The following is a 25,843-nucleotide window of genomic DNA, read 5'->3' as shown; positions in this document are numbered from 1 at the left end:
GAAGACTCAGACGAACGCAGCCTTGCCGGTGAGGGCGCGACCGACGATCAGGGTGTTCATCTCGCGTGTGCCCTCGTAGGAGTAGAGGGCCTCGGCGTCGGCCATGAAACGTGCGGCGTCGTAGTCGAGCACGATGCCGTTGCCGCCCATGATCTCGCGGGCACGCGCCACGATCTCGCGCATCCGGGCCGTCGTGTAAGCCTTCGCGAGCGCGGCGTGCTCGTCTTTCTGGGTGCCCTCGTCGAGCATCTCCGAGACGCGCGTGCACATGGCGATGCACGCGGTGATGGCGCCCATCATCTCGGCGAGGTGCTGCTGCACGAGCTGGTGCGCGGCGATGGGCTTGCCGAACTGGATGCGCTCGTTCGCGTAGGCGAGGGCGGCCTCGTAGGCGCCGATCGCGACGCCGACAGCCGACCACGCCACCTCCGCGCGGGTGAGTCGCAGCACCGCGGCGGTGTCGCGGAACGAGTTCGCGTTCTGCAGGCGCAGTGTCTCGGGGACGCGCACATCGGTGAGCACGATGTCGGCGTTCTGCACGATGCGCAGGGACTGCTTTCGCTCGATCTTGGTGGCTGCGTATCCGGGGGTGGCGGTCGGGACGATGAAGCCCTTCACCTGGCCGTCGGCGGTGTCCTTCGCCCAGATCACGACGATGTCGCTCCAGGTGGCGTTGCCGATCCAGCGCTTCTCGCCGTTCAGCACCCACTCGTCGCCGTCGCGTGTGGCCGTCGTGCGCAGACCCTGCGCGCTGTCGGATCCGGAGAGCGGCTCGGTGAGGCCGAACGCGCCGATCACCTCGCCCTTCGCGAGCTTCGGCAGCCACTCTGCGCGCTGCTCGGGAGAACCGGTCACGGCGATCGCACCGAGCGCGAGGCCGTTCTGCACGCCCACGTAGGTCGAGATCGACGCGTCGATGCGGCTCATCTCGAGCGCAGCCCACCCGCGGTACACCGCAGAGTTCTCGAACGCCTTCGTCTCATCCCACTGCATGCCGAAGACCGGCTGCTGATGGAACGCGGGGAGGATCTGCGTGGGGAACTCGGCGCGGTCCCAGTAGTCGTTGACGACGGGCTTCACCTCGGCTTCGAGCCAGGCGCGCAGGCCGGTGAGTGCGTCGCGCTCCACATCGGTGAGCTGGTTCGAGAAGCCATAGAAATCGCTGGCGAGCGGCGTGAAGGTCATGCGGGAGACTCCCTCGTATCCGGATGTGGGTACTCCGGAGCCTATGGAGCGGTCGGGTGCGCTCCAAGGGGATTGGTACTTTGATCCAATCCGCTCGCGCAGAGGAGGCGCCATGTTCGTCGAGATCACCAACACCCCCCGCGATTACGCGTGGGGGTCGCGGACGGCGATCTCCGAGCTGCTCGGCACGCCCGCCTCCGGCGCCCCCGAGGCGGAGCTGTGGCTCGGCGCGCACCCGGGTTCCCCCGCGCGCCTCGTGGGGGAGGAGCGCACGCTGCTCGACGTCGCGGGCGACCGGCTTCCCTTCCTGCTGAAGGTGCTCGCGGCTGCCGCGCCTCTTTCACTGCAGGCGCATCCGACGATGGCGCAGGCCGCCGAGGGGTTCGCGCGCGAGAACGCTGCGGGGGTTCCGCTCGACGCTCCGCACCGCAACTACAAGGACGCCTTCCACAAGCCCGAGCTCATCTACGCGCTGTCGGACCCGTTCCGCGCGCTGTCGGGGTTCCGACCCGTTGCCGAAACGCGCGCCGTGCTCGCGCCGGTCGAGGACGACCCGCGCATGCGGCCTCTCGCGGATCGCCTCACGGGTGACGACGCACTGCGTGACGTTTTCGCCTGGCTGCTTGCGGGCGGCTCCGACGTCGACGACCTCGTCGCCGCGGTGGTCGAAGCATCGGCGACCGCGGACGGGCCGAGCTGGGAGACCGTCCGCACTCTCGCCGAGCACTTCCCGGGAGACCCGGGCATCGCCATCTCGCTCCTTCTGCACACGGTGGAGCTCGCCCCCGGTGAGGCGCTGTACCTGCCGGCGGGCAATATCCACGCCTACCTCGAGGGGCTCGGCATCGAGCTCATGGCCTCGAGTGACAACGTGCTGCGCGGCGGGCTCACCCCGAAGCACGTGGATGTGCCGGAGCTGCTCGAGGTGCTCGATTTCACGCCCGGGCCTGCCCCCTACCTCGCGCCCGAGGAGGTCGAGCCGGGCGTGCGCGCATTCCGGCCCGGTGTCCCCGATTTCCAGCTCATGGTGGTCGAATCGGACGCGCTGTCGCGCGGCCTCCGCATCCCGCTCGATGGCCCCGCGATCGCGCTGTGCACCGAGGGTGAGGTCGCCATCGACAACGGACCCATGCTCACGCGCGGCACGGCGGTGTTCGCGGGGGGCGAACCGAGTCTCGCGCTGCGGGGTTCGGGTCGGGTCTTCGTCGCGTCGGTTGCTCCCGCGGCCTGACAGAGGCGATCGGCCGTACGCGTCGCTCGCCATGACGGCTGCGATCGCCCGTCGCCCTCAGCTCGCCGCGCGCGCCCCGAAGGTGCGCCGGTAGGCGGTGGGCGTCGTCTGCAGCACCTTGAGGAAGTGGTGCCGCATGACGGCGGCGGTGCCGAAGCCGGCGCGCTGGGCGATCTGCTCGAGCCCGTCGTCGGTCTGCTCGAGGTCGGTCTGGGCGCGGAGGATCCGCTGGCGGTTGAGCCAGGCTGCGGGCGTGGTGCCGGTCTCGGCGCGGAAGCGGCGCGCGAAGGTGCGGCTCGACATGAGCGCGCGCCGGGCCAGCTGGTCGACGGTGAGCTCCTGGTCGAGGTTCTCGAGCATCCACTCGAGTACGAGCGCGAAGCTGTCGCTACGGCATTCGGGAACCGGGGTGGGGATGTACTGCGACTGTCCGCCGTCGCGCTGCGGCGGCACGACCATGCGCCGCGCGATGACGTTGGTCGCCGCGGCGCCATGCTCTTCGCGCACGATGTGCAGGGCGGCGTCGATTCCTGCGGCGGTGCCCGCGCCGGTGACGATGTTGCCGTCGTGCACGAACAGCACGTCGGGGTCGACGTCGATCTCGGGGAACTCGCGTGCGAGCCGGTCGGCGTACATCCAGTGGGTCGTGGCGCGGCGGCCATCGAGAACACCCGCGCGGGCCAGCGCGAACGCGCCTGAGCACACGCTCAGCACCCAGGCGCCCCGCTCCGCGGCAGCGCGGATCACCTCGAGGTAGCGGTCGTCGAGGTCGCCGAGACCGTACGCGGGGACGGCGACGAGGTCGGCGTCATCGGCGACATCGAGGCCCTGCTCGATCACGAGCGAGAACCCGAGGCTGAGCGGCACCGCCCCCGGCTCTGCGGTGGCGACGGTGAAGTCGAACACCGGGGCTCCCACGTTGCCGCGGTCGATCCCGAACACCTCGCAGATGACGCCGAACTCGAACGGGGCCATCCCGGGGATGGCGAGGCAGACGACCTTCTGGAGCACGCGGCCTCCTTGGCGGTTATTCGATGATCTGTGGCGATCATGCCACTCGTGGCGGGAACCTGCAATGCATAGATTTCCTGCCACGCCCCGTTACGCTGGATCCATGACATGGCTCGTGACCGGCGGTGCAGGCTACATCGGTGCGCATGTGGTGCGCGCCCTCCAGGAGGCGGGCATCGGCGCGGTCGTCGTCGACGATCTGTCGAGTGGGCACCGGAGCTTCGTATCCGCTGACACGCCCTTCATCGAGGGAACGATCCTCGACCGCGCGCTCCTCGTCGCCGCGATGCGCGAGCACGACGTCGCGGGGGTCATCCACGTGGCGGGCTTCAAGTACGCCGGCGTCTCGGTCGAGAAGCCGCTGCATACCTACGAGCAGAACGTCGAGGGCACACGCGTGCTGCTCGCGGCCATGGCTGAGGTGGGCGTCGACAAGATCGTCTTCTCGTCGTCCGCCGCCGTGTACGGCAACACCGACGTCGATCTCGTCACCGAGGACACGCCGAAGAGCCCCACGTCGCCCTATGGCGAGTCGAAGCTCATCGGCGAATGGCTGCTGCGCGACCAGGGCGTCGCGACGGGTCTCGCCCACACATCGTTGCGCTATTTCAACGTCGTCGGATCGGGTTACCCGGACGTCTTCGACACGAGCCCGCACAATCTGTTCCCGCTCGTGTTCGACGCCCTCGTCGACGGGCGCACGCCCCGCATCAACGGCGACGACTACCCGACGCCCGACGGCACCAATGTGCGCGACTACATCCACGTGGCAGACCTCGCGCTCGCCCACGTCTCCGCGGCTCAGGCGCTCGCGGAGGGGCGCGAACTCGCCCCCGCGTACAACCTCGGCTCGGGTGACGGCGCATCCGTGAGGCAGATCATGGAGGCCATGGCTCGTGTCACGGGCATCGACTTCACCCCGCAGATCGGGGCACGTCGCGCGGGCGACCCTTCGCGCATCGTCGCCTCGGGCGAACTCGCCGCGCGCGACCTCGGCTGGATGATGCGTCACACGCTCGACGACATGGTCGCGAGCGCGTGGGCGGCACGCACCGCCACGAGCTGAGAACTCATCGACAATCGCGTGCTCGGCGCGCCGCGACACGCCCGAACGCGCCGCCGGTACCATTCCGCGACTTGACGCGAGCGAATCACACGGGTGTAATTAGGGGCAGTGATCGGCCGGATCGCGGAAGAAGGAGGGGCGGATGTCGAAGAACGAGTACCAGCCCTCCGTCCCCGAGGACTGGTTCGTCGACCCCATCCGTCTCGGAATGCCCGGCATCCGCTCGGCCGTTCCCGACGAGGGCAGCGAACTCGCCTGGCAGACCGACGCACTGTGCGCGCAGACCGATCCGGAAGCCTTCTTCCCCGAGAAGGGCGGCTCGACGCGCGACGCCAAGCGCATCTGTCAGGGATGCAGCGTGCGCGGTGACTGCCTCGAATATGCGCTCTCCAACGATGAGCGCTTCGGGATCTGGGGCGGACTCAGCGAGCGCGAGCGCCGCAAGCTCCGCCGCAGCCGCATTGCCTGATTCGGGTTCGCACTTGCGTCTGACGCGTGTCGCGGACACGTCACAGCCTCGCCGCGCCTAGCGTGGATGCGATGCCCAGAGTCACCGCGATCCTCGTCGTCCAAGACGGCGCCCGATGGCTCGACGGCACCCTCGGTGCCCTCGCTGGCCTCGACCGTAGGCCCGACTCCGTCGTGCTCGTCGCGGAGCCGAGCCTCAGCTTCGACCCCGACGCGCTCGCCGCTGCCGGAATCACCCAGGTTGTCACCGCGACGGGCGGCTCCTATGGCGACGCGGTCGCCCGAGCTCTCTCGGCATCCCCCGCGCAGGGATCCGATGAGTGGCTGTGGCTCCTGCGAGCGGACACCGCGCCCGCCCCCGACGCGCTGCGCGCGCTGCTCGTGGCCGTCGAACTCGCGCCCTCCGTCGTCATCGCCGGTCCGAAGCTCGTCGACTTCGACGAGACGGCGCGGATCCGCTCCTACGGAGTCACCGTCTCGCCGCTCGGCGCGACCGTGAACCTCGTCGACGACGAACTCGATCAGGCCCAGTACGACAATCTCACCGACGTCATGGCGGTCGACGTCGCCGGATCGCTCGTGCGGCGCGACGTGTGGGCCGCGCTCGGGGGAGTGGATGCGGGGCTGCCCACGACGGATGCCGGACTCGATCTCGGCATCCGCGCGCGCCTCGCCGGCCACCGCGTCGTGCGCGTGCCCGAGGCACGGGTGGCCGTGGCGCGTCGCCCCGAGGACCTCGGCCGCCGGAAGCCCGCGAACGTGCGCGTGCGTCGCCGCATCGCCCGCACCGCGCAGCTGCACCGACGGCTGGTCTACGCTCCCGCGCTCGCTGTTCCGCTGCACTGGCTGAGCCTTCTGCCGCTCGCGCTCATCCGCGTCGTCGGGGATCTGCTCGGCAAGCGCCCAGGAGACGTCCCGGGCGAGATCGGCGCTGCCCTGCGTGCCGCCTTCGATGGCTCGATCTGGCGCGCGCGGCTGCGACTGGCGCGTTCCCGGAAGGTCTCCTGGCGCACGCTCGCCCCTCTGCGTATGCGCGGAGCGGCGCTGAGGGAGCACCGTGCGCACGAGCGCGACCAGGATGACGAGCGAGCGGGGCGCGAACCGGATCTCGTGCGCGCATCCTTCCTCGGGGGAGGGAGCTGGGTCGTCGCGCTCGCGCTCATCACCGGTGTCGTCGCCCTGTGGAGGCTCATCGGCGCGACGAACCTCGAAGGGGGAGCCCTCGCGCCCCTCGCGGGATCAGCGGGCGAGCTGTGGAGCCGCGTCGGCTGGGGCGAGCGCGAGATCGGCGTCTCGTTCCTCGGTGCCGCGGATCCGGCATCCGTGCTGTGGGCGATCCTCGGATCCCTCACCTGGTGGGATCCGTCGTTCTCGCTCGTGCTGCTGTGGCTGCTCGCCCTCCCGCTCGCCGCGCTCGGCGCCTGGTGGGCGGCGACGCGCCTCAGCGAGCGCGTGTGGCCCCCGGTCATCGCCGCACTCCTGTGGAGTCTCGCGCCGGCGTTCCTCGTCGCCCTGGGTGAGGGGCGTCCGGGTGCTGTGCTCGTCCACATCCTGCTTCCGTGGCTTGTGCTCGCCCTCATCGAGTCCGTGCACTCGTGGTCCGCGGCCGCCGCGGCGGCTCTGCTCTTCGCGGGGGTGACCGCGGCGTCGCCGATCCTGCTGCTGCCGCTCGTCCTCCTCGTCGTGGCGTGGGCGCTCGCGCGCCCACGCGGGTTCGCGCGCATCATCGGCGTTCTGATCCCCGCCGCCGCCCTCTTCGCGCCGCTCGTCATCGACGCGTTCCGTCGCGGTTCGCCCCTTGCGGTCTTCGCCGACCCCGGCCTCGTCGTGCCCTCCGATGCGCCGAGCGGCTGGGGGCTCGTGATCGGCCGCCCCGAGGCGGGCTCCGGTGGCTGGGACGCGCTCCTCGCGGAGCTCGGTGTCGAATCCGGCATCTGGAGCACGATCGTGCCCGCGGCGCTGCTCACACCGCTTGCCGCGCTCGCCCTGCTCGCGCTGTTCCTTCCCGGAGCTCGTCGTTCCATTCCCGCGCTCGTCGTGGCGACCGTCGGGCTCGCGACCGCTTGGATCAGCACCCAGCTCCACGTCGTGAGCCTCGGCCCGGACGTGGTGGGCCCGTGGGCGGGAGCGCCCCTCAGCCTGTATTGGATCGGCCTCGTCGGGGCAGCGGTCGTCGCGCTCGACGCGCTCGGCCGCGCGACAGGGCCGGTGGGCGTTCTCGCGCTCGCCGCCGCTGTGCTCGCAGTGCTCCCGGCGCTCGCCGCTCCCGTGTTCGGCAGCTCCCCGGTGCACCCCGGGGATGGACGCACGCTCCCTGCGCTCGCCGCGGTCGTCGCATCCGAGGATCCGGGGGTCGGAACGCTCGTGCTGACGCCGTACCCCGACGGCACGCTCGGTGCCACCCTCCAGCGGGGCGACGGGGCGACCCTGGACGACCAGTCGGCCCTGCATGCCGGACGCACGCAGCTCGCCGACGACGAGCTCGCCCTCGCCGAGCTCGCGGGAAACCTCGCATCACGTGGCGGCTACGACCCCGCGCCGGAGCTGCAGCGCCAGCAGATCCGCTTCGTGCTCGTCGAGCCGCTCCCCGCCTCCGCGACCGAGGAGGCCACCGCCGTCCGAGAACGCGCCGTCGCCGCGCTCGACGCATCGCCGGACCTCGCGGCGGAGAGCGACAGCGGATACGGAACCCTGTGGTCGTTCGGGGCGCTCGAGCGCACCCGCGATGCTCCCGCCGACGGAGGCGCATACGGCACCGTCGTGCTCGCGGTGCAGGCGATCATCGCGCTCTTCGCACTTCTGCTCGCCATCCCGACCCGCCGCCGACGCCGCGTCGTGCAGACCTCGTCGCTCGTCGACGAGCCGGTCGCGACGACCTTCGATGAGGACACCGATGGCTGACCACGACCAGACGCCGCAGGGCGACCAGACGCCGCTCGATCAGGAGCACGCCGTCGAGGTGCCCGCCGATGCGTCGCACGAGGACGCGGAGCTCGAACCTCAGGCCGCAGCCGACACGGAGCCCGAGTCCGCGGCGGGTTCCGCTGACCCGACGCCGTCACGCACAGTGAGCGACCCGCGTGGCCGAGACGCGGCGATGGTCTCGCTTCGCGTCGCGCGCGGACTCGTGGGCCTCGGTCTCGCCGCCGCTCTCGTGGCCGGCGTCGGTCTCGCGACCGCACCCGCCGTGAGCATCGCTCCGCTCGCGACGACCGTCGATCCTGAACCCGCAGACCTCCTGCGCGCGTGCGCGGGGCCGCTCCTGCGACTCGGCGACGCAAGCGGGGCCAACGCCGGGCAGAGCTATGCCGTGGGAGCCCCGGACGTCATCGCATCGGCGATCGGCGGCGACGTCGTGCGGGCATCCGCGGGAGAAGCCGCCGTACTGAACCTCCCCGCAGCGGACGGGGCCGCCCTCGCTGGCACCCAGTCGCAGCTCGCGGCCGGTGGTGACGGACTCGAAGGTCTCGCCGTCGCATCCTGCGTCGAACCCGCGAGCAGCGCCTGGCTCGTCGGGGGTGCGAACGCCACGGGCCGCACGACCCTCCTCGTGCTCACCAATCCGACGGAGGTCCCGGCGGATGTCACCGTGCAGCTGTGGGGCGAGAGCGGATCCGTCAGTGCGCCCGGCATGTCCGGACTCCGCGTCGCTCCCGGCAGCCAGCGCGTCATCCCTCTCGCCGGGTACGCACCCGAGCTGATCTCGCCGGTCGTGCGCGTCACGGCCCGGGGCGGACAGGTCGCGGCAACGCTGCAGACCTCCGTCATCCGCGTGCTCGACCCGGGCGGAGCCGACATCGTCGCTCCCAGCGCGGCACCGGCAACCCGCGTCGTCGTGCCGGGAGTGCGCATCTTCGACACGGCAGGCGTCAGCGGGGCCCTCGGTCGCCTCGACCACGAGGACCTCGATGCGATCGCACGCGTCGGCAACCCCGGAACCGCCGACGCCGAGGTGGAGATCAGCGTGCGCCCCGCAGGATCCGACGGGTTCGGCACCTCCTTCCAGATCGAGGTGCCAGCGGGACGCGTCGTCGACGTCGCGCTCACCGCAGGTCTCGCCCTCGGAGAGGGGCCGCTGGCCGACGGCACCTACACCGTGAGCTTCGCCTCCGAGGTGCCGGTCGTCGCGGGCGTGCGCGCCTCGACGACACCCGCAGTGCCCGAAGGATCCACCCGCCCCGGCCCGATCGATCTCGCCTGGTTCCCGTCGGCGACCGCACTGCGCGGCGACACCCTCATCGCAACCGCCGCGGCATCGTCTCCCGTCCTCACCCTCGAGAACCCCGATGATGCGGATCGCACCGTCACGATCGAGTCGCAGGCCGGCGCCGCACCCCTCGAGGTCGTCGTGCCCGCCGCGGGTTCGGCGGCGGTCGCCCTCGCCCCGGGGACGGGCTACCTGCTGCGCGAGGTATCCGGGATGCGTGTCGGCGTCTCCTACGCGCGCACAGGCGAGCTCGCCGCTCAGAGCGTGCGATCGCCTCGACAGGCCGAGAGCTCCATCGTCGTCCGACCCTGACGGGCGGCACCGCGACTCAGAAGTGGCGGAAGCGCTCCGGCGCGAGATCCCACGGATCCTTGCCCAGCAGCTCCGCGACAGCCCGGAACACGCAGCTCTCGATGTAGGAGCGGCGGTGCCAGTCATCGTTGCGGTGCAGGTGCGCGAGCCGCTGGATCGGCACCCGGAACAGCACCACCCGCGAGCCCGCACGGTCGATGCGCCAGCGCTCCACCCCGTCCGGATGCGCGGGCGCGGGCGGGAGAGCCATGACATCGAACCGAACGCTCGCGAGTTCATCCGGCCACACCGTGCGCAGATACTCCACAGCTGAGGCGACAGACGAGTCGAAGAAGTCGAGGCGCGTGTGCAGCATCGGCAGGTGCGGGCCCGTCACCGCAGAGCGGATGCCGCGACCATGACGGTCACGGTAGCCCGTCCGAGACGAGACACGACGCGTGGAGCGGGGCATGCAGCAAGTCTAGGTGCGGGCGGAGGCGTAGGCTCGGAGCGATGAGTGCTCGACCGTGCAGCAAGGTGGCATGCGGCCGCGATGCGGTCGCGACCCTCACCTACGACTACGCGGATGCGATGGCCGTCCTCGGCCCGCTCGCCATCCGCCGGGAGCCTCACTGCTACGACCTGTGCGTCGTGCACGCCGAGCGGATGTCCGTTCCGCAGGGCTGGCAGGTCGTGCGGCACGTCGAGGTGAGTGGACTACAGTCGTGACCCGTGAGCACCACTGATCTCTCCGCTTTCGTCAAAGCCTACGACGTCCGGGGGCTCGTCGGCACTCAGCTGACCTCCGACGTCGTCGAGGCGCTCGCAGCGGGCTTCGTGGATGAGCTGGGGGCGGCAGGCAGCGCCGTCATCGTCGGCCACGACATGCGCGACTCGAGCCCGGAGTTCGCCGCAGCGTTCGGCCGCGGCGCGACATCCCGCGGTGCCGACGTCATCAACATCGGACTGTGCTCCACCGACGAGACCTACTTCGCCTCCGGGAGCCTCGACGCCCCCGCCGCGATGTTCACCGCGAGCCACAACCCCGCCACCTACAACGGCATCAAGTTCTCCCGCGCGGGTGCGCAGGGCATCTCGCTCGATACCGGGCTCGCCGCCATCCGCGACCGCGCCCAGGCCTACCTCGACGCCGGGTCGGTCCCTGCTGTCGCCGCGCCCGGGGCGATCACGACCCGCGACGTGCTCGGCGACTACGCCGCCCACCTGCGCGGACTCGTCGACCTCAGCGGCATCCGCCCGCTGCGCGTCGTCGTTGACGCGGGCAACGGCATGGGAGGCATGACCGTGCCCGCCGTGCTCGGCACCGCCGCCGGCCTCCCCGAGCTCCCGCTCGAGATCATCCCGCTCTACTTCGAACTCGACGGCACGTTCCCCAACCACGAGGCCAACCCGCTCGAGCCCGCCAACCTCGTCGACCTGCAGAAGGCCGTCGTCGAGCACGGTGCCGACCTCGGTCTCGCCTTCGACGGCGACGCCGACCGCTGCTTCGTCGTCGACGAGACCGGTGCCCCTGTGACACCAAGCGCCGTCGCCGCGATCGTGGCCCGGCGCGAAGTCGCGCGCGTGCGCGCTGCGGGGGAGACGGGCGACATCTACGTCATCCACAACCTCATCACCTCGTCGTTCGTTCCGGAGGCGATCCTCGACGCGGGCGCCATCCCGGTGCGCACCAATGTGGGCCACTCGCTCATCAAGGACCGCATGCACGAGACGGGCGCCGTGTTCGGCGGCGAGCACTCGGCGCACTACTACTTCCGCGACTTCTGGGGAGCCGACAACGGCATGCTCGCGGCCATGCATCTGCTCGCCGAGTTCGGCGCCCAGCCGCTGCCGCTCTCGCAGTTCGCCGCCGAGTACGATCCCTACGCGCTCTCGGGTGAGATCAACTCGACCGTCGCCGACATCCCCTCCGCCTACACGCGCATCGTCGATGCCTTCGCGAGCCGTGGCGAATTCGACGAACTCGACGGCCTCACCGTCACCGGTGCGCCTGACGAGGGCTTCTGGTGGTTCAACGTGCGCCCCTCGAACACCGAGCCGCTCCTGCGCCTCAACGTCGAGGCAGCTACCGAGAGCCAGATGGCGGCGATCCGCGACGAGGTGCTCGCGCTCATTCGCGCCTGACGCCCCCGCCCCGCCGGCCCGCGCCGCCCCGCCCCGTCCCGGATCTGTTGTGCAGGAAGCGCCATCCGTTGTGCAGGATCTCGGATCCGTTCTGCAGGACGTTCCCCCGGCATCCGGTGGCGACTCCTCTGGTTTGGCGGGGATGACTGCGACGCCGTCCTGCACAACGGCAGTGGTCTCCTGCACAACCGCGGCCCCTTCCTGCACAACCGCGGCCGCTTCCTGCAGAACCGCAGCGGGTTCCTGCGGAACTGCTTGGGCCGGGCGGCACCGCGCGCAGGTAATGTTCGGGCGCTCCTGCGAGAATGGGGGCATGAGTGTCTCCACCTCCACCGCCCTGCCCTTCAAGGTCGCCGACCTCGGCCTTGCCGAGGCGGGTCGCCACCAGATCCGTCTCGCCGAGAACGAGATGCCCGGTCTCATGTCGCTGCGCGAGGAGTTCGGCGCGAGCCAGCCTCTCAAGGGCGCGCGCATCGCCGGTTCGCTGCACATGACGGTGCAGACCGCTGTGCTGATCGAGACGCTGACGGCGCTCGGCGCGCAGGTGCGCTGGGCCAGCTGCAACATCTTCTCCACCCAGGATGAGGCCGCCGCGGCGGTCGCCGTCGGCCCGACCGGCACGGTCGACGCACCCGCGGGTGTTCCCGTGTTCGCGTGGAAGGGCGAGACGCTCGAGGAGTACTGGTGGGCCACCACGCAGATCTTCGACTGGAGCGCGGAGGCGGCCGCTGAGGGCGCTGACTGGACGGGCCCGAACCTGATCCTCGATGACGGCGGCGACGCCACCCTCCTCGTGCACAAGGGCCGCGAGTTCGAGCTCGCGGGCGCCGTGCCCGAGGCGCAGGCGGGCGACAGCCACGAGTGGACGATCATCCTCGACACGCTGCGTCGATCGCTCGCGGAGGACCCGCAGCGCTGGACGCGGATCGCCGAGGGCATCCAGGGTGTCACCGAGGAGACCACGACGGGCGTGCACCGCCTGTACGAGCTGCACCGCGATGGCGAGCTGCTGTTCCCCGGCATCAACGTCAACGACTCGGTCACGAAGTCGAAGTTCGACAACAAGTACGGCATCCGCCACTCCCTGCCCGACGGCCTGAACCGTGCGACCGACATGCTCATGGGCGGCAAGGTCGCGTTCGTGTGCGGCTACGGCGACGTCGGCAAGGGCGCCGCTGAGGCGCTGCGGGGCCAGGGTGCCCGCGTCATCGTCTCGGAGATCGACCCGATCAACGCCCTGCAGGCGGCGATGGACGGATTCCAGGTCACGCGCCTCGAGAACGTCATCGGCGAGGTCGACTTCGTGATCACGACGACCGGCAACAAGGACGTCGTGCGTCTCGAGCACATCCTGGAGATGAAGCACCTCGCGGTCATCGCGAACGTGGGCCACTTCGACAACGAGATCGACATGGCAGGGCTCGAGTCGCTCGAGGGTGCCGAGAAGATCGAGATCAAGCCGCAGGTGCACGAGTGGCGCCTGCCGAGCGGCCGCAGCGTGCTCGTCCTGTCGGAGGGTCGCCTCATGAACCTCGGCAACGCCACCGGTCACCCGAGCTTCGTGATGAGCAACTCGTTCGCCAACCAGGTGCTCGCGCAGCTCGAGCTGTGGACCAACCTCGAGGCCTACCCGGTGGGCGTCTACACGCTCCCGAAGATCCTCGACGAGAAGGTCGCGCGTCTGCACCTCGGCTCGCTCGGCGTCGAGCTCACGACGCTCAGCCCCGAGCAGGCCGCCTACATCGGCGTGCCGGTGGAGGGTCCCTACAAGGTGGACCACTACCGCTACTGATCGCGGATCGGATCGCGCGAGGGCTCCCGGTGACGGGGGCCCTCGTCGCGTTCCGGGTGGCAGCGGCCGACGTCAGCGACCGACGTGTCGCGAGGCTCCCGCGGAGCCGAGGAGTCCGCACACCTGCGCGGCCGTGTCGCTGAGCCGTGCGAGCGTCTCCGGGATCAGCTCCTCGAGTGACGACGCTCCGCGGGAGAGCGAGAAGGCGGCGGTGATGCCTTCGCGGCGGCAGCGTTCGGCATCCAGCTCGACACCGCCGGCGATCACCACCACGGGTACGCGCCGGGGTGTCATCCGGCGCACGGCATCCACGACCTTCCCTCCGAGCGACTGCTCGTCCAGCCGCCCTTCCCCGGTGATCACGAGGTCCGCGCGGTCGAGTGCGTCGGCGAGCCCGACGGCGTCGGCCACGAGCTGTGAGCCGGCGACGAGCTCCACCTCGGCGATCGCGGTGAGCGCGAGGGCAAGCCCGCCGGCGGCCCCGAAGCCGGGCGCGGCGAGAAGCTCGTCGGCGTCGGTGCCGCGCGCGTCGGCGACCACGCGAGCGAAGTGGGCGAGACCCTCATCGATCATCGCGATGTGCTCGGGGGCCGCGCCCTTCTGCGGACCGAAGACGGCCGCCGCGCCGCGAGGGCCGACGAGCGGGTTGTCGACGTCGACCGCCACGCGCCAGCGCACCGCGGATGCCGCGCGATGCAGCTGGGTGGTGTCGATGGAGTGCACCTGAGCGAGGCCGTGCGCTCCCCGTGCGACGTCCCGACCGTCGGAATCGAGGAGGCGAGCCCCGAGCGCCCGGAGGACTCCCGAGCCTCCGTCGCTGCTCGCCGAACCTCCGACGCAGAGAAGCACCTCGCGCACCCCCGCGTCGAGCGCGGCGCGCGCCAGCATCCCGACCCCGAAGCTGTCCGCTCGCAGCGGCTGCAGCGCAACGTCGCGCACGTGGGGCAGACCGTTCGCCTCAGCCGCCTCGATGATGCACTGCTCGCCGTCTGAGGAGAATCCGATGCGACCGCGGCGAGGCCGGTCGAGGGCGTCGACCGTGTCGACCGCGGTCGCCTGCACACCCCAGGAGGCGAGCACCGCGTCGAGCGTGCCCTCTCCGCCGTCGGCCATCGGCATGCGCACGACCTCCGCACCCGGGAGCGCAGCGAGGACGCCTCGTGCGATCGCGTCGGCGGCGTCCGAGGCGGTGGCGCTGCCCTTGAATGAATCCGGGGCGGCCACGACGACCGGGGTGCGCGTGCTCATGTCTCGACAGTAGGCCGCGGCGCCCGCGTCACGGTCGAACCTGCGATCGGGTCGCCGAGTTGTGGGCGGTGCGGCGCGGCCAATAGCCTGCCCCTCGACACATCCCCTCAACGACGAAGGAGTCGCGGTGGCAGACGACCAGGTGACCTACACGCTCGGACCGGACGAGGAGGTGACCCACTGGTACAACATCGTCGCCGACCTGCCGACGCCGCCTCCGCCGCCGCTGCACCCGGCGACGCACGAGCCGGTCGGTCCGGAGGACCTCGCGCCGTTGTTCCCGATCGAGCTCATCATGCAGGAGGTCACCACCGAGCGGTATGTGCCCATCCCGGAGCCCGTGCTCGAGGTGTACCGCCAGTACCGCCCTGCCCCGCTCATCCGCGCCCGCATGTGGGAGCAGAAGCTCGGCACCTCCGCGCGCATCTACGTGAAGTACGAGGGCGTCTCGCCCGCGGGCTCGCACAAGGTGAACACGGCGGTGCCGCAGGTGTACTACAACTCCCTGCACGGCATCCGGCGCCTCACGACCGAGACGGGTGCCGGCCAGTGGGGCACCGCGCTGTCGTACGCGAGCTCGCTCTTCGGGGTGGAGTGCGAGGTGTGGCAGGTGGGCGCCTCGTTCGACTCGAAGCCACAGCGCCGCACGCTCATCGAGGTGTTCGGCGGCAAGGTGCACCGTTCGCCGTCGCGGCTCACCGAGTCGGGCAGGGCGTTCCCAGAGGGGCACCCGGGCTCGCTCGGCATCGCCATCTCGGAGGCGGTGGAGGTCGCAGCCCAGGCGGACGACACCAAGTACGCGCTCGGGTCGGTGCTCAACCACGTGCTGCTGCACCAGACGGTCATCGGCGAGGAGGCCCTCAAGCAGCTTGCGAAGGCAGGCGAAGGCGCCCCGGATGTCGTCATCGGATGTGCGGGAGGCGGCTCGAACTTCGCGGGGCTCGCGTTCCCGTTCCTGCGCGAGAATCTTGTGAACGGCGCGGGCACCCGCATCGTCGCGGTCGAGCCGAGCTCGTGCCCCACGATCACGCGCGGCGAGTACCGCTACGACTTCGGCGACACGGCGGGGATGACGCCGCTCATGAAGATGTACACGCTCGGCCACGACTTCGTGCCGAGCCCCATCCACGCGGGCGGCCTCCGCTACCACGGCATGGCGCCGCTCGTCTCGCACGCCGTGCACGAGGGGCTCATCGACGCCGTCGCCATCCACCAGAGCGAGTGCTTCGAGGTGGGCGTCGAGTTCGCGCGCACGCAGGGTATCGTGCCGGCACCCGAATCGGCGCACGCGCTCGCGCTTGCCCGGCGCGAGGCGCTCGAGGCGAAGGAGGCGGGCGACGAGCGCGTCATCGTCGTGGGGCTCTCGGGCCACGGGCTGCTCGAGCTCGGCGCCTACGAGTCCTACCTCGCCGGTCGCCTCTCGGACGACCCTCTCTCGGAGGAGGAGCTCACCGCATCGCTCGCGGGAGTGCCCGAGATCTGAGCCGATCCGGTGCTGCGTGTCAGCGGGCGGTCGCCCGGTCGTCGCGCAGCACCGGTTCGAGCCGAGCCAGGCGCTCGGCCTCGAGCTGCAGCGCCCGCATCTCGCGATCGCGACGCAGCACCGTGACGCCCGCGAGGAACAGCTCCGGCTGCACCGCGGGCAGGGGCGAGACGAACTGCGACGCCTCATGCGCGAGCTGCTGCGCGAGGTAGCCGCGGCGCACCGGGTCGAGATCGCGCGCTGTCGCGAGGAAGGTGCCGATGCGCCGGGCGAGCGGATCGGGCATGCGGGCGACGTCGGCGACGCTCGCCCAGTCGGCGAGCTCGATCGGCATGCCGTACACCGGGGTCGCGACGCGGGGTGCCCGCTCGTACTGCGCGTAGGTGCCCGCGATGTGATCGCCCAGCCGCTTCGATCGCGGAGACATCAGGCCGACGAGCGCCGCGATACCGCCGAGCGTCATGAGGATCTCGATCACGCCCACGAGCGCGCGGATCGCGGCGTGCCGGAAGCCGGCCGCACCGCCGTCGTCGCGCACGATCCGGGCACCCACAGCGAGTCTGCCGAGCGATTTGCCCTTCGTGAACGTCTCGACGAGGCATGGTGCGACGACGAACGAGAGCACGAGCGCCGTGATCATCATGGCGGCCACCCACGCCTCCTCGAGCTGCGCGCTCGCGGCGATCGACACGAACGCGATCAGGATCGCGGTGAAGAGGATGTACGACGCGATGAGGTCGATGATGGCGCCCGCCGCGCGCAGAGCGAATCCGGTCGGGCGCAGGTCGAGTGCGACAGCCTCGCCCGTGAGCAGGCCGTCGTCCTCGCCGAGGGTGTCGACCCAGTCGTCGTCGAATCCGGTCGCCATGAGTATCATTCAAGCAGATGGATCTCGACGCCTACTCTGCCGCCCATGGTGCGGAGTGGGTTCGTCTCGCCCAGCTCGCGAAGCAGCGGCACCTCACCGGGGCCGAGGCGGATGAGCTCATCGATCGCTACCAGTCGGGGGCCTCGCAGCTGTCAGCAATCCGTACCTCGATCGGAGGAACGGCGCAGGGGGAGCACCTCTCGCTCGCGCTGTGGCGCGCACGGCTTCGGTTCACGGGAGCGCGACGCAATCCGCTGCACGGCGCCGCCCTGTTCTTCCTGATCCAGCTCCCCGCCGCGCTCTACCGCATCCGCTGGGTGACGCTCGTGGTGACGGTCGTGACGATCGTGATCGCCGCGGCGTACTTCGTGTGGCTCTCGACGGATGCGCGCGCATTCGCCGCCCTCGGTCTGCCGGATCAGCTGCAGCGCTACGCCGAAGAGGACTTCGTGGGGTACTACTCCGCGTACTCGGAGGCAGGCTTCGCCGCCCAGGTCTGGACGAACAACGCATGGATCGCGGCGCAGTGCATCATGTTCGGCATCCTGGGGCTGTGGGTGCCGTACGTCATCTTCGCGAACGCGCAGGGGCTCGGGACCTCGGCCGCGGTCATGCACCGCCACGACCGTCTCGACCAGTTCTTCCTCTACATCGCGCCGCACGGTCAGCTCGAGCTGTATGCGATCTTCGTCGCGGCGGCGGCGGGCCTCATGATCTTCTGGGCCTGGATCGCGCCCGGTGCGCGCACGCGCGCGCAGGCGCTCGCGCAGGACGGGCGCGCGTTCTTCACGGTCGTCGTGGGGCTCGTGATCGCGCTCGGCGTCTCGGGGCTCATCGAGGGCTTCGTCACGCGACAGGACTGGCCGTGGGCACTGAAGATCGGCATCGGCACGGTCGCGCTCGCCGCATTCCTCGCCTACCAGTGGGTGCTCGGTCGTGCGGCGGCCCGCGTCGGCGAGACGGGCGACCTCGAGGAATTCGAGACCGGCGCCCGCACGATCGTCTCGGCCTGATGGCGCGCCGCCCGTCTTTCTGAGAGTTCTCTCATCTGGGTGGCGGTGCTGTCTCATCCGCGCGCGTGAGGCTGGACGCATCCGAGATCGATGCCGAAGGGATGCGCAGATGTCGAGGCTGCAGGTGTTCACACTCGCGGGGGTGTGCGCGCTCGCCGCAACAGCTGTCGTGGGAGCCGCCGGCCTCGCCGCCTCGCTCGAGGTGGTCGACACGGCGGGCGTCGCCACGTCGCGCCCGGGGGTCAGCACCGTCGACCGGCCCACGGCTCAACCCGATCCGGATGCCGCGGCGACGACGGACTCGGCGGCGCGCGCCAAACCGCACCTGACCCTCGGTGAGCCTCCCGCGGTCGCAGCGCCCGCGGTGGAGGAGCCTGTCGTCGAGGAGCCAGTCGCCGAGGAGCCAGCCGCCGATGAGTCGGTGGCCGAAGTTCCGCCGCCGCCGCCCGTCGTTCTTCCGGGCGCGGGCGACGGAAAAGACCCTCACCGCAACGGGAAGGGCGGCGGAGGCCGCGGCCACGACGGCTCGTGGAACGGGGCACAGGGTGGCGGCAATGAAGACTCCGGCCGCAGCTGGCCTGAGCGTGACCGCGGAGGATGGTCGGGCGGCCACGGGGACCGCGGCCACGGGGACCGCGGACACGGGAGCGGTCACGGCGGCGGGCGCCGCTGATCCACGTGACCGCGGCGGTGAGGTCGGCCCCACCCTGAGGGGGCCGACCTCACATCGCGGGTTCCGCCTCGCTCGTGAAGCGGTAGCCCATGCCGCGCACGGTGCGCAGATGCCCTGCGCCGATCTTGCGACGCAGGTAGCGCACATAGACGTCGACGACGTTGGAGCCCGGGTCGAAGTCGAGCCCCCACACCCGGCTCAGGAGCTGCTCACGGCTGAGCACCTGCTCGGGGTTGCGCAGGAACTCCTCGGCGAGAGCGTATTCGCGTGCCGAGAGGTCGAAGGTGCCCGCGGGGCCAGTGATGCGACGGGTGCGCAGATCGAGCGTCACGACCCCGCAGGTGAGCACCTGCAGGGCGCCGGGCTGCTGCCGGCGTTCGGCGTCATGCAGCCGCACGCGCACGCGCGCAAGCAGCTCGTCGAATCGGAACGGCTTGGACATGTAGTCGTTCGCCCCGCCTTCGAAACCGGCGACGGCGTCGTCAGCGGTGTCGCGCGCGGTGAGGATGATGACGGGCAGCGCCGCATCGTTCGCGCGGAGGCGCCGCAGCACGTCGTGGCCGTCGAGGCCCGGGAGGCCCAGATCGAGCAGCAGCAGGTCGTAGTCGCCGCTGCGGGCCTCCGCGAGGGCATCGACGCCGTCCTCCACCGTGTCGACGTGGTAGCCGGCCGAGGTGAGTCCGCGTTCGATGAACGACGCGATACGCGGCTCGTCCTCAGCGACCAGGATGCGCGGCATCCGCTGCCTCCTTCCGGGTCGGGCTCGAGGGCGCGGTCAGGATGATGCGCGAGGTGCGATCCAGTGGCAGCCAGATCGCCACCCGGGCGCCGCCCCCCGTCGGATTCCGGGCATAGGCGGCACCTCCGTGGGCGCTCGCGATCGCGGCGACGATCGAGAGCCCGAGCCCGGAACCAGCCACCCCGCGGCCCACCTCGACGCGCGCGAAGCGATCGAAGATCCAGTCCAGCTGGTCCTGCGGAACGCCGGATCCGCGATCGCGCACCCACAGTTCGACGCGAGGCGATTCGTCGTGCGTCACGACGCTGCCGATCTCGATGACGGTGCCCGGAGGTGCGTATTTGGCGGCGTTCTCGGCGAGCTGCAGCCACGCCTGGGTGAGACGCAGCGGGTCGGCATTGATCTCGACGTGCGCGGATCCGGCTGCTCGCCACTCGTGGTCGGGGCTGAGGGCTGCGGCTTTGGCGACGACGCTCTCGGTGAGCTCGGCGACATCGACCGCGGTGCGCCGCAGGAAGTCGGGGCGTGTGGTCTTCACGAGGAAGGCGATGTCGTCGATGAGCATGTTCATGCGATCGAGCTCGTCGATCGTGAGGGTGCGCGTCGCGTCGACGTCGAGCGGGTCGGTGGCGTCGAGCAGCTCCAGGTGGCCGCGCACGATCGTGACCGGTGTGCGCAGCTCGTGGCTCACGTCGTCGAGCAGGCGGCGCTGGGCGTCGAACGAACGCTGGAGGCGATCGAGCATCGCGTTGACGCTGCGGGCGAGATCGGAGACGTCGTCGGATCCGGATACGGGCACGCGGCTCGCGAGGTCGTCTTCGCCGATCGCCGCCGCCGTGCGTCGCAGCAGGCGGAGGGGCCGCAGCAGGCGCCCGGAGACGAACCAGCCGGCGAGCCCGACGAGCGCGAGGGTCCCGACGGCGACGATCACATAGGTGCCGAACGCGTCGGTGATCTCGGCGAGCTCGGCGTCGAGGTCGAATGCCGAGACGTAGAGTCCCTGGCGCGGGTCGTCCTGGATGGCGACGGGGATGATGACGTATCGCAGCATGCCGGCCTGCGCCTCGGCGGTGCCGCGCACGACGGCGTCGGGTTGCGACTCGGCGATGAGCCTCGCCACGAGGGCGGGGTCGTCGTCGAGACGGAACCGGATCCCGCTCGAGGGAACGTAGCGCGGCGAACCGTCGATGAGTCCCAGCGTGGACTCGTTGTGGGCGGGCAGCACGCGCCGCATCGCCAGTTCGAGGAACTCATCGACCCCGGTGGGGGCGGGCGTCTGGTCGTCGCCGGTCGCGATCGTCTGGAGTCCGGCGACGGTGGCGTCGAGGCGCTCGTCGATCTGGGCGAGCATGCGTTCGCGCTGGATGAGGTAGGCCGTGAGCCCGGCGGCCGCCATGCCGAGGGCGGCGACGAGCAGCATCGAGGCGAGGATGCGCACGCGAGCCGACCGCGCGAGCGCGCGGCCGGCCTGAGCGATGCGTGCGGCTGGGGTCAGGGTCGCCCCTGCCTGCCGAAGAGGGGACCGGCGATGAGTCCGCCGAGCAGGCCTCCGATGAGCGGCGCGAGGATCACCGCCCACACCTGGCCGAGCACTTCGCCGCCGCCCAGGAGCGCGGGTGCGAGTGCGCGGACGGGGTTGAGGGAGGCGTTGCTGATGGGGATCATCACCATGTGCAGCATCGAGAGGGCGAGGCCGATGGAGAGCGCCGCCAGCCCGATGCCTCCCGTGCGCGGCGCCGTGGATCCGAGGATCACGAGGACGAACAGCATCGTCGCGACGATCTCGGCGACGAACACCGCGCCCAGGGTGAAGCCGAGCGGCGAGTGCTCGTCGTAGCCGTTGGAGACTGCGGCGAAGTCGAGAGTGATGTCGCCGAGCACCCCGAAGAGTCCCAGGGTGAGGGCTGCGAGCACGCCGCCCACGAGCTGGCCGCCCCAGTAGGGCCCCACATCCGACCACGGCGTACGTCGTGCGATCGCGGCACCGAGGGTGACCGCGGGGTTGAAGTGGCCGCCTGAGATCGCGCCGACGGCGACGATCCCGATGAAGACGGCGATGCCGATGGCGAGGGCCACCGGCAGGGCGCCTCCGTTCTCGGGGGTGAAGAGCAGCGCCGAGCCGAGCACGCTGAATACGAGCAGGTACGTGCCGAATGCTTCGGCGGCGACTCGTCGCGGAAGTGCTTCTCGGGGGGCTTCGTCGATCACGGTCTCATCCCTTCGTCGCGATGTGCGGACGCGGTCAGAGTACCCCGTTCGGGGGGTTCCGGCGAGGGGTGTCTCGGATGCTTTTTTGAGTCGTTCACGATAAGATGGCTGAGATGTCCACGATCGAGTCACCCGCCGAGCGCCTCCGCGGCGCCGGCCTGCGCGCGACCGAGCCGCGCATGGCGGTGCTCGAGGTGGTCGATGCGCGCCCCCACGCCGATGCGGACAGCATCCAGCAGGCGCTCGCCGTGCAGCATCCGAAGCTCTCCGTGCAGTCCGTGCACAACGTGCTCCGCGACCTCACGCGACATGCGCTCCTGCGCCGCATCGAACCCGCCGACTCGGCGGCGCTCTACGAGTCGCGCGTCGGCGACAACCATCACCACCTCGTGTGCCGCGGCTGCGGCACCGTGCGCGACGTGCCCTGCGTCACCGGGCACGCACCCTGCCTCGAACCGTCGGATGCCGGCGGATTCGACATCGACCTCGCCGAAGTCGTGTTCTGGGGCGTATGCCCCGGATGCCGCGACGCCGGCTACCAGCCCGCATATCCAGCCGAATCACCCAGGAGAAACCATGACTGACGTCACCGACCACGAGTCGCCGATCATCGCGGACGGGCCCGAGGCCCCCGTCGACAGCTGCCCCGTCATCCACGGAGGCACGCAGCCCCACCCCACGCAGGGGTCGCAGAACCAGCAGTGGTGGCCGAACCGCCTGAACCTCAAGATCCTGGCCAAGAACCCGGCGGTCGCCAACCCGCTCGGCGAGGAGTTCGACTACGCGAAGGCCTTCCTCGGCCTCGACCTCGCCGCCGTCAAGGCCGACATCGCCGAGGTGCTCACCACCAGCCAGGACTGGTGGCCCGCCGACTTCGGCAACTACGGCCCCTTCATCATCCGCATGGCGTGGCACTCGGCCGGCACCTACCGCGTGGGTGACGGACGCGGTGGTGCGGGCGCCGGACAGCAGCGCTTCGCCCCGCTCAACTCCTGGCCCGACAACGTCAACCTCGACAAGGCCCGCCGCCTGCTCTGGCCGGTGAAGAAGAAGTACGGCCAGGCGATCTCGTGGGCCGACCTCATGATCCTCGCCGGCAACGTCGCGCTCGAGCAGATGGGCTTCCAGACCTTCGGCTTCGCCGGTGGTCGTGCCGACGTGTGGGAGCCCGAGGACGACGTCTACTGGGGTCCCGAGACCGAGTGGCTGGCCGACGAGCGCACCACGGGCGACAACGAACTCGACAACCCGCTCGCCGCCGTGCAGATGGGTCTCATCTACGTCAACCCCGAGGGCCCGGCCGGCAACCCCGACCCGATCGCCTCGGCGAAGGACATCCGCGAGACCTTCGCACGCATGGGCATGAACGACGAGGAGACCGTCGCGCTCATCGCCGGTGGCCACACCTTCGGCAAGACCCACGGCGCCGGCCCCGCCGACAACGTGGGCGACGACCCCGAGGCCGCCCCCATGGAGGCGCAGGGCTTCGGCTGGAAGTCGAGCTTCGGCACAGGCAAGGGCGACGACACCATCAGCTCGGGACTCGAGGTCACGTGGACCTACCACCCGACGCGCTGGGACAACGAGTTCTTCCACATCCTCTACGCGTACGAGTGGGAGCTCATGGAGAGCCCCGCGGGTGCCAAGCAGTGGCGTCCCATCAACGGCGGCGGCGCCGACATGGTCCCGCTCGCGCACTCCGACGGCCGTCGCGAGCCGCGCATGCTCACGAGCGACCTGGCGCTGCGCTTCGACCCCGAGTACGACAAGATCTCGCGCCGCTTCAAGGACGACCTCGACGCCCTGTCGGACGCCTTCGCGCGCGCCTGGTTCAAGCTCACCCACCGCGACATGGGCCCGCTCGCGCGCTACCTCGGCCCCGAGGTGCCGAGCGAAGAGCTCATCTGGCAGGACCCGCTGCCCGCCGTCGACCACGAGCTCGTGGGCGAGGCGGAGATCGCCGACCTCAAGAACCGCATCCGCGAGTCGGGCCTCACGGTCGCGCAGCTCGTCTCGACCGCGTGGGCGTCGGCTTCGACCTTCCGCGGCGGTGACAAGCGCGGCGGTGCCAACGGCGCGCGCATCCGTCTCGAGCCGCAGAAGAACTGGGAGGTCAACAACCCCGCCCAGCTGCAGACCGTGATCGCAACGCTCGAGGGCATCCAGGAGGCGTTCAACGCCGCGCAGACCGGCAACGTCCGCGTATCGCTCGCCGACCTCATCGTGCTCGCGGGTGGCGTGGGCGTCGAGCTCGCGGCCGCCGAGGCGGGACGCACCGTCGAGGTGCCGTTCACGCCGGGTCGCACCGACGCCTCGCAGGAGCAGACCGACGTCGAGTCGTTCTCGCACCTCGAGCCCAAGGTCGACGGCTTCCGCAACTACGCGGGGCGCGGCTACCGCATGCCGGCCGAGTACCTGCTGCTCGACCGCGCGAACCTGCTCACCCTCTCGGCTCCCGAGATGACGGTGCTCGTCGGCGGTCTGCGTGTGCTCGGCGCCAACTGGGACGGCTCGAAGCTCGGCGTCTTCACCGAGACCCCCGGTCAGCTCGACAACGCGTTCTTCGTGAACCTGCTCGAGCTCGGCACCGAGTGGGCCCCGCTCGACCCCGGCTCGCACGCCTTCCAGGGCACCACGGCCGACGGCCGCACCTGGATCGGCACCCGCAACGACCTCGTGTTCGGCTCGAACTCCGAGCTGCGCGCGATCGCCGAGGTGTACGCGAGCGACGACGCGCGCGACAAGTTCGTCGCTGACTTCGTCTCCGCGTGGGTCAAGGTCATGGAGCTCGACCGCTTCGACCTGAAGAAGTAGGTCACATCCGTCTCGAAGGCGGCGGGTCGGCAGCAGCCGGCTCGCCGCCTTCGGCGTTCCGCGGCCGTCCCGGGGGACAGAGCGCCCTACAGGCGCCCCGCGGCCTTGAGGGCGAGGTAGTGGTCGGCGAGGGCAGGCGGCAGATCGAGCGGGGCGGCCGTCACGACCTCGCCGCCGAGACGCCGGATGGCGGACGCGACGCGCGCCGTGTCGAGAAGCGCGCGCTCCGCGGAGGCCGCGCGGTACACCTCGTCGCTCGTGCGGCGCTCGGTCGTGGCCGCGAGCACATCCGGATCGCTCACCGACGCGACGAGCACCGTGTGCCGCTTCGTCAGCTCCGGGAGGATTCCGAGCAGCGGCTTCGCGGCGCCGGGGGCGTCGATCGAGGTCAGGACGACGACGAGTGCGCGGTGCGGCGTGATCGAGCGCACGAGCCCGGGGAGGCCGTGCCAGTCGGGTTCGATGAGCTCCGGTTCGATCGGCGCGAGTGCGTCGACCATCTTCGTCAGCAGCTGCGCGCCGGTGGCGCCCTGCACACGGGCGCGCACACGGCGGTCATAGACGGCGAGGTCGACGCGGTCGCCCGCGCGCGTCGCGAGCGCCGCGAGGAGCAGGCTCGCCTCGAACGCGGTATCCAGCCGCGTCTCGTTCGCGATGCGAGCCGCAGAGGTGCGTCCCGAATCCACGACGAGCACGATGCGGCGATCGCGCTCGGGGCGCCAGGTGCGCACCACGAGCTTCGCGCCGCCGCCCGCGGAGTCACGGCGGCGGGCGGTCGCACGCCAGTCGATCGAGCGCACGTCATCGCCCCGCACGTACTCGCGGAGGCTGTCGAACTCGGTGCCCTGGCCGCGGATCATGAGGCTCGTGCGGCCGTCGAGCTCGCGGAGGCGGGCGATGCGCGACGGCAGGTGGCGCCGCGAGTGGAACGGCGGAAGCACGCGGATCGCGCCGGGCGCCGGGAGCGTGCGCTGTCGCGCCACGAGATGCATGGGCCCCCACGACCGTACCGTCACGCCGGCGGCGCGCAGCTCACCGCGACGCACGGGAGTGAGGCTCGTCTGGAGGCGGCGGCGTTCACCGGCGGGGATCGTCAGGCGCTGCCGTGTGGGGGCGGCGCCTGCTGATGGCTGCCACGCGTCGCGCACGAGGGCGCGCACCGTGCGCGAGCCGGTGTTGGTGAGCAGCAGGCCGGTTGCGACGCGCTCGCCGAGGCGCGTGCGTGCTGGCACATCCCGCACGGCGCGCACAGTCGCGGGGGAACCGGCGAGCACGACATCCGCGACACCGAGCACGAGCAGGAACCCGAGCCACACGCCGAGGCCCGTCCACCCGCCGAGCACGACGACGGGAACGGCGCCCAGTGCGAGCACCGCCACGAACCAGCCCGAGATCGCCATC

The 25,843-nt window shown here is 70.9% G+C and carries 22 protein-coding genes; 13 read left to right on the top strand and 9 right to left on the bottom strand.

The window, feature by feature from the left end; all coding sequences use genetic code 11:
* Positions 1–6: 6 nt before the first annotated feature.
* Positions 7–1,185 (bottom strand): acyl-CoA dehydrogenase family protein, encoded by a 1,179-nt coding sequence (locus HCR12_RS10710; RefSeq protein WP_166866249.1) that lies wholly within the window; start codon positions 1,183–1,185, stop codon positions 7–9.
* 112 nt (positions 1,186–1,297) lie between these two features.
* Here HCR12_RS10710 and manA point away from each other — a divergent pair, with 112 nt between their 5' ends.
* Positions 1,298–2,416, top strand: coding sequence for a mannose-6-phosphate isomerase, class I (gene manA / locus HCR12_RS10705; RefSeq protein ID WP_166866246.1), 1,119 nt, complete (start codon positions 1,298–1,300; stop codon positions 2,414–2,416).
* Between the two features lie 57 nt (positions 2,417–2,473).
* On the opposite strand, the gene HCR12_RS10700 is transcribed toward manA, so the two are convergent.
* The gene (locus HCR12_RS10700; protein WP_166866244.1) at positions 2,474–3,427 is read right to left on the bottom strand and encodes a GlxA family transcriptional regulator; all 954 of its coding nucleotides are present in this window, start codon (positions 3,425–3,427) and stop codon (positions 2,474–2,476) included.
* A 103-nt stretch (positions 3,428–3,530) separates the two neighbouring features.
* On the opposite strand from HCR12_RS10700, the gene galE reads away from it, so the two are divergent.
* The 4 genes from galE (at position 3,531) to HCR12_RS10680 (ending at position 9,480) form a co-directional block, all read left to right on the top strand.
* Positions 3,531–4,493, top strand: a complete 963-nt coding sequence (galE, locus tag HCR12_RS10695) for a UDP-glucose 4-epimerase GalE (RefSeq protein WP_166866241.1) — start codon at positions 3,531–3,533, stop codon at positions 4,491–4,493.
* Between the two features lie 142 nt (positions 4,494–4,635).
* On the top strand, positions 4,636–4,962 hold the full coding sequence (locus HCR12_RS10690; protein WP_279588293.1) for a WhiB family transcriptional regulator: 327 nt from the start codon (positions 4,636–4,638) through the stop codon (positions 4,960–4,962).
* Positions 4,963–5,033: 71 nt separating this feature from the next.
* Complete coding sequence (locus HCR12_RS10685) at positions 5,034–7,862, top strand: glycosyltransferase (protein ID WP_166866239.1); 2,829 nt, start codon at positions 5,034–5,036, stop codon at positions 7,860–7,862.
* Complete coding sequence (locus HCR12_RS10680; RefSeq protein ID WP_166866236.1) at positions 7,855–9,480, top strand: DUF5719 family protein; 1,626 nt, start codon at positions 7,855–7,857, stop codon at positions 9,478–9,480. Before HCR12_RS10685 ends, HCR12_RS10680 begins: the two co-directional genes overlap by 8 nt.
* Before the next feature lie 16 nt (positions 9,481–9,496).
* Here HCR12_RS10680 and HCR12_RS10675 read toward each other — a convergent pair whose 3' ends face one another.
* Complete coding sequence (locus HCR12_RS10675) at positions 9,497–9,931, bottom strand: metallopeptidase family protein (protein WP_166866234.1); 435 nt, start codon at positions 9,929–9,931, stop codon at positions 9,497–9,499.
* A gap of 41 nt (positions 9,932–9,972) precedes the next feature.
* Here HCR12_RS10675 and HCR12_RS10670 point away from each other — a divergent pair, with 41 nt between their 5' ends.
* The 3 genes from HCR12_RS10670 (at position 9,973) to ahcY (ending at position 13,396) form a co-directional block, all read left to right on the top strand.
* Positions 9,973–10,188, top strand: a complete 216-nt coding sequence (locus HCR12_RS10670; RefSeq protein ID WP_166866232.1) for a DUF3499 family protein — start codon at positions 9,973–9,975, stop codon at positions 10,186–10,188.
* Positions 10,189–10,191: 3 nt separating this feature from the next.
* Positions 10,192–11,604 (top strand): phosphomannomutase/phosphoglucomutase, encoded by a 1,413-nt coding sequence (locus HCR12_RS10665; protein WP_166866229.1) that lies wholly within the window; start codon positions 10,192–10,194, stop codon positions 11,602–11,604.
* A 313-nt stretch (positions 11,605–11,917) separates the two neighbouring features.
* Positions 11,918–13,396: an adenosylhomocysteinase gene (gene ahcY, locus HCR12_RS10660; protein WP_166866226.1), complete on the top strand. Its 1,479-nt coding sequence runs from the start codon at positions 11,918–11,920 to the stop codon at positions 13,394–13,396.
* A 72-nt stretch (positions 13,397–13,468) separates the two neighbouring features.
* On the opposite strand, the gene HCR12_RS10655 is transcribed toward ahcY, so the two are convergent.
* Entirely contained in the window at positions 13,469–14,644 is a 1,176-nt protein-coding gene (locus HCR12_RS10655; RefSeq protein WP_166866223.1) for a glycerate kinase, read from the bottom strand.
* 127 nt (positions 14,645–14,771) lie between these two features.
* On the opposite strand from HCR12_RS10655, the gene HCR12_RS10650 reads away from it, so the two are divergent.
* The gene (locus HCR12_RS10650) at positions 14,772–16,127 is read left to right on the top strand and encodes a TrpB-like pyridoxal phosphate-dependent enzyme (RefSeq protein WP_166866220.1); all 1,356 of its coding nucleotides are present in this window, start codon (positions 14,772–14,774) and stop codon (positions 16,125–16,127) included.
* 19 nt (positions 16,128–16,146) lie between these two features.
* Here the strand turns inward: HCR12_RS10650 and HCR12_RS10645 are convergent, their stop codons facing one another.
* Entirely contained in the window at positions 16,147–16,995 is an 849-nt protein-coding gene (locus HCR12_RS10645) for an RDD family protein (protein WP_166866218.1), read from the bottom strand.
* A gap of 17 nt (positions 16,996–17,012) precedes the next feature.
* Here HCR12_RS10645 and HCR12_RS10640 point away from each other — a divergent pair, with 17 nt between their 5' ends.
* Together HCR12_RS10640 and HCR12_RS10635 are read left to right on the top strand one after the other, a co-directional pair.
* Entirely contained in the window at positions 17,013–18,008 is a 996-nt protein-coding gene (locus HCR12_RS10640; RefSeq protein ID WP_166866215.1) for a stage II sporulation protein M, read from the top strand.
* Between the two features lie 109 nt (positions 18,009–18,117).
* Positions 18,118–18,681 (top strand): hypothetical protein, encoded by a 564-nt coding sequence (locus tag HCR12_RS10635; RefSeq protein ID WP_166866213.1) that lies wholly within the window; start codon positions 18,118–18,120, stop codon positions 18,679–18,681.
* Positions 18,682–18,730: 49 nt separating this feature from the next.
* Here HCR12_RS10635 and HCR12_RS10630 read toward each other — a convergent pair whose 3' ends face one another.
* Genes HCR12_RS10630 through HCR12_RS10620 form a run of 3 tightly spaced genes read right to left on the bottom strand, consistent with a single transcriptional unit; the run spans position 18,731 to position 21,628 of the window.
* Positions 18,731–19,420, bottom strand: coding sequence for a response regulator transcription factor (locus tag HCR12_RS10630; RefSeq protein WP_166866211.1), 690 nt, complete (start codon positions 19,418–19,420; stop codon positions 18,731–18,733).
* A complete protein-coding gene (locus HCR12_RS10625; protein ID WP_166866209.1) occupies positions 19,398–20,858 on the bottom strand; it encodes a sensor histidine kinase in 1,461 nt (486 codons plus the stop codon). The genes HCR12_RS10630 and HCR12_RS10625 overlap by 23 nt, the downstream gene beginning before the upstream one ends.
* A gap of 53 nt (positions 20,859–20,911) precedes the next feature.
* Complete coding sequence (locus HCR12_RS10620; protein WP_224763422.1) at positions 20,912–21,628, bottom strand: aquaporin; 717 nt, start codon at positions 21,626–21,628, stop codon at positions 20,912–20,914.
* Between the two features lie 113 nt (positions 21,629–21,741).
* Here HCR12_RS10620 and HCR12_RS10615 point away from each other — a divergent pair, with 113 nt between their 5' ends.
* Both HCR12_RS10615 and katG read left to right on the top strand, forming a co-directional pair.
* Positions 21,742–22,212, top strand: a complete 471-nt coding sequence (locus tag HCR12_RS10615) for a Fur family transcriptional regulator (RefSeq protein WP_166866207.1) — start codon at positions 21,742–21,744, stop codon at positions 22,210–22,212.
* Positions 22,205–24,442, top strand: coding sequence for a catalase/peroxidase HPI (gene katG / locus HCR12_RS10610; protein WP_166866205.1), 2,238 nt, complete (start codon positions 22,205–22,207; stop codon positions 24,440–24,442). The genes HCR12_RS10615 and katG overlap by 8 nt, the downstream gene beginning before the upstream one ends.
* A gap of 86 nt (positions 24,443–24,528) precedes the next feature.
* Here katG and HCR12_RS10605 read toward each other — a convergent pair whose 3' ends face one another.
* Positions 24,529–25,842 carry a DUF58 domain-containing protein gene (locus HCR12_RS10605; protein ID WP_166866203.1) on the bottom strand — a complete coding sequence of 438 codons (1,314 nt, stop codon included), beginning with the start codon at positions 25,840–25,842 and terminating at the stop codon, positions 24,529–24,531.
* Position 25,843 lies beyond the last annotated feature (1 nt).

Source organism: Salinibacterium sp. ZJ70, assembly GCF_011751865.2.
Taxonomy (GTDB): Bacteria; Actinomycetota; Actinomycetes; order Actinomycetales; family Microbacteriaceae; genus Homoserinibacter.
The sequence above is the reverse complement of the archived record's forward strand: the minus strand, read 5'-3'. Positions and strand labels throughout refer to the sequence as shown.